Here is a 6,000-nt window from a genome sequence, read left to right on the forward strand (position 1 = left end):
GGTCGCAGCGGCTGGCCTCGTCCATGACGTGGCTGGAGACGAGCAGGCTCGTTCCGGTGGCGGCCAGCCGGTGGAACAGCGCCCACAGCTCCACCCGCAGCACGGGGTCGAGGCCGACGGTGGGTTCGTCGAGCACGAGGAGTTCGGGGGAGCCGAGGAGGGCGCCGGCCAGGGACACCCGGCTGCGCTGCCCGCCCGAGAGCGACCCGGCCAGCTGGGCGGCGTTCGCGGCCAGGTCGGTGGCGTCGATCACCCGGTCGATGTCGTCCCGGGTCGCGCCGAGCACGGCGGCGAAGTACGCCAGGTTCTGGCGCACGGTGAGGTCGTCGTACACGCTCGCGTCCTGGGTGACGTAGCCGACTCGGCCGCGCAGCGACGCGGTGCCCGCCGCCCGGCCCAGCACGGTGACCTCCCCGGACTGCACGATCTGCACCCCCACGATCGAGCGCATGAGGGTGGTCTTGCCGCATCCGCTCGGCCCGATCAGGCCGACGACCAGGCCGCGGGGCACGCTCAGGCTCAGGCCGTGCAGCACCGGATGCGTCCCCCGGCGGGCATGCAGGTCGCGCACCACGACGGCGGGAGCGGCTCTGTGCACCATGGTTGCATTATTCGCCGATCAGCGGCGAAAGTCGACCTCCTCGAACGGTGATTCTTGGAGTGTCATGGGAAGTACATGGGAGCCTCAGGGCGCGCCGTTATGATGGGCGTGCATCGCAAGTCACGATGCCGCGGGCCGTTGCCCGCCCCGCTCAATCGCAAGGAGACGCTGCCATGGAATGGCTCATCCCGGTCCTCATCGTTGTTGCCCTCGTCGCCATCATCGGGATCTACCTGTGGGCGACCTACAACTCCCTCGTCACCCTCAAGGTGCGTGTGGACGAGGCGTGGAGCGACATCACCGTGCAGATGAAGCGGCGGGCCGACCTGATCCCCAACCTGATCGAATCGGTCAAGGGCTACGCCGCGCACGAGAAGGCCGTCTTCGAGAACGTCACGAAGGCCCGCGCCGAGTCTCTGAGCGCGCAGGGGCCGGCCGAGGCGGCCGCGGCCGAGAACCATATGCAGACCGCGCTGAAGAGCATCTTCGCCGTGGCCGAGGCCTACCCGCAGCTGCAGGCGAGCCAGAACTACCTCCAGCTCCAGGCCGAACTGGTCGACACCGAGGACAAGATCCAGGCGTCGCGCCGGTTCTACAACGGCGGGGTGCGCGAGCTCAACACGAAGATCCAGGTCTTCCCGAACAACCTCATCGCCAAGAACCTCGGCTTCACCGAGCGCGACTTCTTCGAGGTGTCCGACTCCGCAGCCATCGCGGAGCCGCCTCGCGTGCAGTTCTAGCGGTAGGCGTCGATGTACAGCGCCATCGCGCGCAATAAGCGCAACACGGTCTTCATCATCCTCCTGTTCCTTGCCCTCATCACCGGGCTCGGCTGGCTGGCGAACTATGTCTACAGTCCCCAGGGCAGCTACGGCATCCTGATCCTCACCGTCGTGGTGGCGAGCGGCTACGCCCTCGTCCAGTACTTCATGGCGGGGCGCCAGGCCGTCGCGATGAGCGGCGGCATCCGGATCACCCGCAAGGCGGAGCATCCGCGGCTCTGGAACATCGTCGAGAACCTGTCGATCACCACCGGCACCCCGATGCCCGAGATCTACGTGATCAGCGATCCGGCGCCGAACGCGTTCGCCACCGGCCGCGACCCGCAGCATGCGATCGTCGCCGCGACGACGGGCCTGCTCGAGATCATGGACGACTCCGAACTCGAAGGCGTGATGGCGCACGAACTCGGCCACGTGCGCAACTACGACATCCGGCTGTCGATGGTGGTCTTCGGGCTGGTCGTCGCCGTCGGCTTCATCTCGGACATGTTCCTGCGGATGGCGTTCTTCGGCCGCAACAACAACAACAATGGCAACCCGATCGTCATGGTGTTCGGGCTGGTCGCGATAGTCGTCGCGCCGCTCGTGGCGAGCATGGTGCAGCTGGCCGTGTCCCGGCAGCGCGAATACCTCGCGGATGCGACGAGCGCGCTGACCACGCGGCACCCCGACGCCCTCGCGAGCGCCCTGGCCAAGCTGGAAGCCTACGGGCGCCCGATGCGGAAGCAGAACTCCTCGATGGCGCACCTGTGGATCGCCAACCCGCTGAAGCCCGGCATGATGGCGAAGCTGTTCAGCACCCACCCGCCGATTGACGAGCGGATCGAACGGCTGCACACCATGGGCCGCAAGTTCTGATCCGAGCCCGTTCGGTCTGATCTCGACAGGCTCGATCACCGCCGGTGGTCGAGCCCGTCGGTGGTCGAGCCCGTCGAGACCCGAGCCCGTCGGTGGTCGAGCTCGTCGAGACCCGAGCCTGTCGAGACCCGAGCCCCGTCGGTGGTCGAGCCCGTCGAGACCGCTAGACCAGCTCTGCGGCCAGGCCGGCGGCGAGGTTCCCGCGCCGGACCACCGCGATCTCGTCCAGCCCCTGCCAGGCGGCGGTCTCCCGCAGCACGGCGGCGAGGCGTCCGGCCGTGTCGGCCGGGGCATCCGGTTCGGCCCACGCCGCCTGCACCCGCAGCACCCCGGACTGGCGGTCGTTCTTCAGGTCGACCCGGCCGACGATCGTGTCCCCGATCAACACCGGCAGCACGTAATAGCCGAACACGCGCTTGGGCTGCGGAGTGTAAATCTCGATCCGGTAGTGGAAGTCGAACAACCGCAGTGCCCTCGCCCGCTCCCAGACGACGGGGTCGAAGGGGGAGAGCACTGCGGCGGCATCCATCGAGCGGGGGAGCCTGGCGTCCCGGTGCAGCCAGGCCGCCCCGGCCTTCCCCGGCCCGCCCCAGCCGGCAACCTCCACCGGGATCAGCTCCCCGGCCTCCTCCAGCTCACGGACGGCCGCCAGCGCCGGCACCGACTTCAACCGGAAGTAGTCCGCGAAATCCTTCGCCGTGCCGATTCCGTGGGCGCGCGCCGACCGGCTGATCAGCTCCCGATGGGCGTCGGCCCGGTCGACCCGGCGGCCGAGCAGCTCCGCCGGGAACACCTGCTCCGGCAACCCGTAGACCCGCTCGAATCGCCGGCGTCCGGCGCTCACCACATCGCCCCAGCGGAAGAGCACCTCCAGCCCGGTTTTCACGTCGGACCACCCCCACCAGGGGCCGCTGCGCTTGTTCGCGTCGTGCTCGATGGCGCTGGCCGGCAGCGGGCCCTTCTCGGCGAGCTCGGCGAGCAGCCAGTCCAGCATCGGCTGGTTGGCGGCGGCCCAGGTGTCCGGAGTCCCGCCCGCCTGGTCGCGGTAGTGCTGCATCCGCCACCCGAACAGCGGCCAGGTGTCCAGCGGAACGAACGACGCCTCGTGCGCCCAGTACTCGGTGAAGCGGGCCTCGCGGCCACTCGTGAGCCGGTCCAGCTGCGCCTTGTCGTAGGCGCCGAGGCGGCTGAACGCCGGCAGATAGTGGCTGCGCTCGAAGACGTTGACCGAGTCGATCTGCAGCAGCTCGATCCGGTTCACGAGGGCATCCAGTTGACGGATGCCGGGCGTCGCCGCTGACCGGCGGCCGAAGCCCTGGGCGGCCAGCGCGATGCGGCGCGCGAGCGCGGGAGAGACTGACTGGACCATCAGGTCGACCCTACTGCCCGCCTCCGCCATTCGGCGCCGCCCCGATATTCCGGCCGGGATGGAGATTCTCGGTGCGCGCCGTTTGCGACGCCGCGCACCGCGGCGCGTCGCGAAATACTCCATCCGAACAGTCAGGCGGTCACCAGCCGGCCGGGCGAACGGATGCGGCGGCCCGGCCCGCGGCATCCGTCGCCCAGCATTCATGAGCCGTTCAGGCGGGTGCCGCACGCCCGTCGACCGCCCCTTCTAGTCTCGCGATGACCAGCAACCCGGCAACCAACTGCGCGCGCCGATGCGCGTGCGGCCTGTCGCTGGTCCGACGGAGGACAACTTGATCACCACACGCACCCTGGTCGCGTCCCTGGCCGCCACGGCCATACTCGCGATCGGCCTCACCGGATGCTCCGGCGCCGCAGCGAGCAGCACCGGCACGACCGACGCCGCCACGGCCACCAGCCTGAGCGCCTTCGGCGACCTGGCCGCCCTCGAGGCCGCGGCCAGGGCGGAGGGGAGCCTCAACGTCATCGCCCTCCCGCGCGACTGGGCCAACTACGGCGCCGTGCTCGATGCGTTCTCCGAGAAATACCCCGAGATCACAATCAACGAGGCCTCGCCCGACGGGTCGAGCGCCGAGGAGATCCAGGCCGCCGACACCCTGAAGGGCCAGGACACCGCGCCCGACGTCTTCGACCTGGGGCTGGCCGTCGCCCTCTCCAGCACCGACCGGTTCGCGCCGTACCAGGTGGCCACCTGGGCCGACATTCCCGACGCCCTCAAGGAGGCCAGCGGACTCTACACCGGCGACTACGGCGGATACCTGGCGGTGGGCTACGACCCCGACGCCGTCCCGGCGCCGAAGAAGTTGACCGACCTGCTCGGCGCCGAGTACAAGGGCAAGGTTGCCATCAACGGCGACCCGACCCAGGCCGGGGCCGCCTTCGCCGCCGTCGGCATGGCGACGGTGCAGAACGGCGGCACGGTCGACGACTTCCAGCCCGGCATCGACTTCTTCACCAAGCTGAACGCGGCCGGCAACTTCGTCAAGATCGACCCGACCCCGGCCACCATCGCCTCGGGCGAGACCCCCGTCGTCCTGGACTGGGACTACCTCAACGTGGGTTACGGCAAGAAGCTCGACGGCCAGCGCAATTGGAAGGTCGTCGTCTTCGGCGGCACCGGCTACGCCGGCTACTACAACCAGGCCGTCAACAAGGATGCCCCGCACCCGGCCGCCGCCCGGCTCTGGCAGGAGTTCCTGTACAGCGACGAGGGCCAGAACCTGTGGCTCGGCGGCGGGGCACGCCCCGTGCGCGCCGAGGCGATGACGGCCGCGGGCACCATCGACGCGGAACTGCTGGGTGCCCTTCCCGCGGCTCCCGCGGAAACCGTGGTTCCGACCAAGGAGCAGAGCGCCGCCGGCGCCGCCCTGCTTGGAACGAAGTGGGCCGCCGCTGTCCAGTAGCCTCCGCAGGACGGCAGCGGCCTTCGGGCTGCTGCCGTTCGCGGTCTACGTGCTTCTCTTCCTCGTCGTGCCGACCCTGATCGCCGTCGGCACCGGGTTCTTCGACAAGTCCGGCGCGTTCACCCTCGACACGGTCGCCGCCCTCGGCAACCCGGTGGTGCGGGATGCCTTCGCCAACTCGTTCGCCCTGTCCGCCCTGACCTCCGTGCTCGGCGCCCTCGTCGGCGCGGTCGCCTGCTACGGCCTGCTCGGCGCCCGGCCGGACGGTGCCCTCCGCGCCGTGGTCGATTCGCTCAGCGGCGTGCTCGCCCAGTTCGGCGGAGTCATGCTCGCCTTCGCGTTCGTGGCCACCATCGGCATCCAGGGCATGGTCACGCTCATCCTGCGCGACACGTTCGGCGTGGACATCTTCGCCGGCGGCGTCTGGCTCTACGAACTGCCCGGGCTGGTACTGCCCTACCTCTACTTCCAGGTGCCGCTGATGATCATCACCTTCATGCCGGCCCTCCAGGCGCTCAAACCGACCTGGGCAGAGGCCAACGCGACCCTCGGTGGCAGTCGCGCCACCTACTGGCTGCGCATCGCCGGTCCCGTGCTCGCGCCCTCCTTTCTCGGCAGCCTGCTGCTGCTCTTCGCGAACGCATTCTCCTCCTACGCGACCGCCGCGGCTCTCACCAGCCAGGGCTCCCAGATCGTGCCGCTGCAGATCCGCTCCGCGCTCACCAGCGAGACCCTGCTCGGCCGGGAGAACCTGGCCGGTGCGCTGGCGCTCGGGATGATCGTGGTGATGGTGGTGGTGATGGCCGGCTACTCCGCGCTGCAGGCGAGAGCCGCCAGGTGGCAGCGATGACCGACGTCCGCGAGGCCGGTGACGGCGCCCGGCTCGGCGCCGGTGCCCGCGCCCGGCGCACCCGGCCCGGCCCGGCCC

The 6,000-nt window shown here is 69.8% G+C and carries 5 protein-coding genes and 1 pseudogene; 4 read left to right on the plus strand and 2 right to left on the minus strand.

The features are described 5' to 3' along the window. Window positions 1-105 precede the first annotated feature (105 nt). Window positions 106-601: pseudogene (locus tag E3T48_RS01390) on the minus strand (ABC transporter ATP-binding protein); the annotation flags it as partial. Window positions 602-774: 173 nt separating this feature from the next. Between E3T48_RS01390 and E3T48_RS01395 the strand changes: the two are divergent. Together E3T48_RS01395 and E3T48_RS01400 are read left to right on the plus strand one after the other, a co-directional pair. Beyond that, window positions 775-1,341, plus strand: a complete 567-nt coding sequence (locus E3T48_RS01395) for a LemA family protein (RefSeq protein WP_134522097.1) — start codon at window positions 775-777, stop codon at window positions 1,339-1,341. A 12-nt stretch (window positions 1,342-1,353) separates the two neighbouring features. After that, window positions 1,354-2,241, plus strand: coding sequence for a M48 family metalloprotease (locus E3T48_RS01400; RefSeq protein WP_134522098.1), 888 nt, complete (start codon window positions 1,354-1,356; stop codon window positions 2,239-2,241). 163 nt (window positions 2,242-2,404) lie between these two features. On the opposite strand, the gene E3T48_RS01405 is transcribed toward E3T48_RS01400, so the two are convergent. Further along, entirely contained in the window at window positions 2,405-3,610 is a 1,206-nt protein-coding gene (locus E3T48_RS01405; RefSeq protein WP_134522099.1) for a winged helix-turn-helix domain-containing protein, read from the minus strand. A 331-nt stretch (window positions 3,611-3,941) separates the two neighbouring features. Between E3T48_RS01405 and E3T48_RS01410 the strand changes: the two genes are divergently transcribed. Together E3T48_RS01410 and E3T48_RS01415 are read left to right on the plus strand one after the other, a co-directional pair. Then, window positions 3,942-5,072: an ABC transporter substrate-binding protein gene (locus E3T48_RS01410; RefSeq protein ID WP_241986519.1), complete on the plus strand. Its 1,131-nt coding sequence runs from the start codon at window positions 3,942-3,944 to the stop codon at window positions 5,070-5,072. Next, on the plus strand, window positions 5,041-5,922 hold the full coding sequence (locus E3T48_RS01415; RefSeq protein WP_241986520.1) for an ABC transporter permease: 882 nt from the start codon (window positions 5,041-5,043) through the stop codon (window positions 5,920-5,922). Before E3T48_RS01410 ends, E3T48_RS01415 begins: the two co-directional genes overlap by 32 nt. Window positions 5,923-6,000: the final 78 nt, after the last annotated feature.

This window comes from Cryobacterium fucosi, assembly GCF_004403515.1.
GTDB lineage: Bacteria > Actinomycetota > Actinomycetes > Actinomycetales > Microbacteriaceae > Cryobacterium > Cryobacterium fucosi.

Bases quoted from the DNA above. Each gene is read 5' to 3' on its own strand.
- E3T48_RS01400 (WP_134522098.1), top strand. From the start codon at position 1,354: ATGTACAGCGCCATCGCGCGCAATAAGCGCAACACGGTCTTCATCATC.
- E3T48_RS01395 (WP_134522097.1), top strand. From the start codon at position 775: ATGGAATGGCTCATCCCGGTCCTCATCGTTGTTGCCCTCGTCGCCATC.
- E3T48_RS01405 (WP_134522099.1), bottom strand. From the start codon at position 3,610: ATGGTCCAGTCAGTCTCTCCCGCGCTCGCGCGCCGCATCGCGCTGGCC.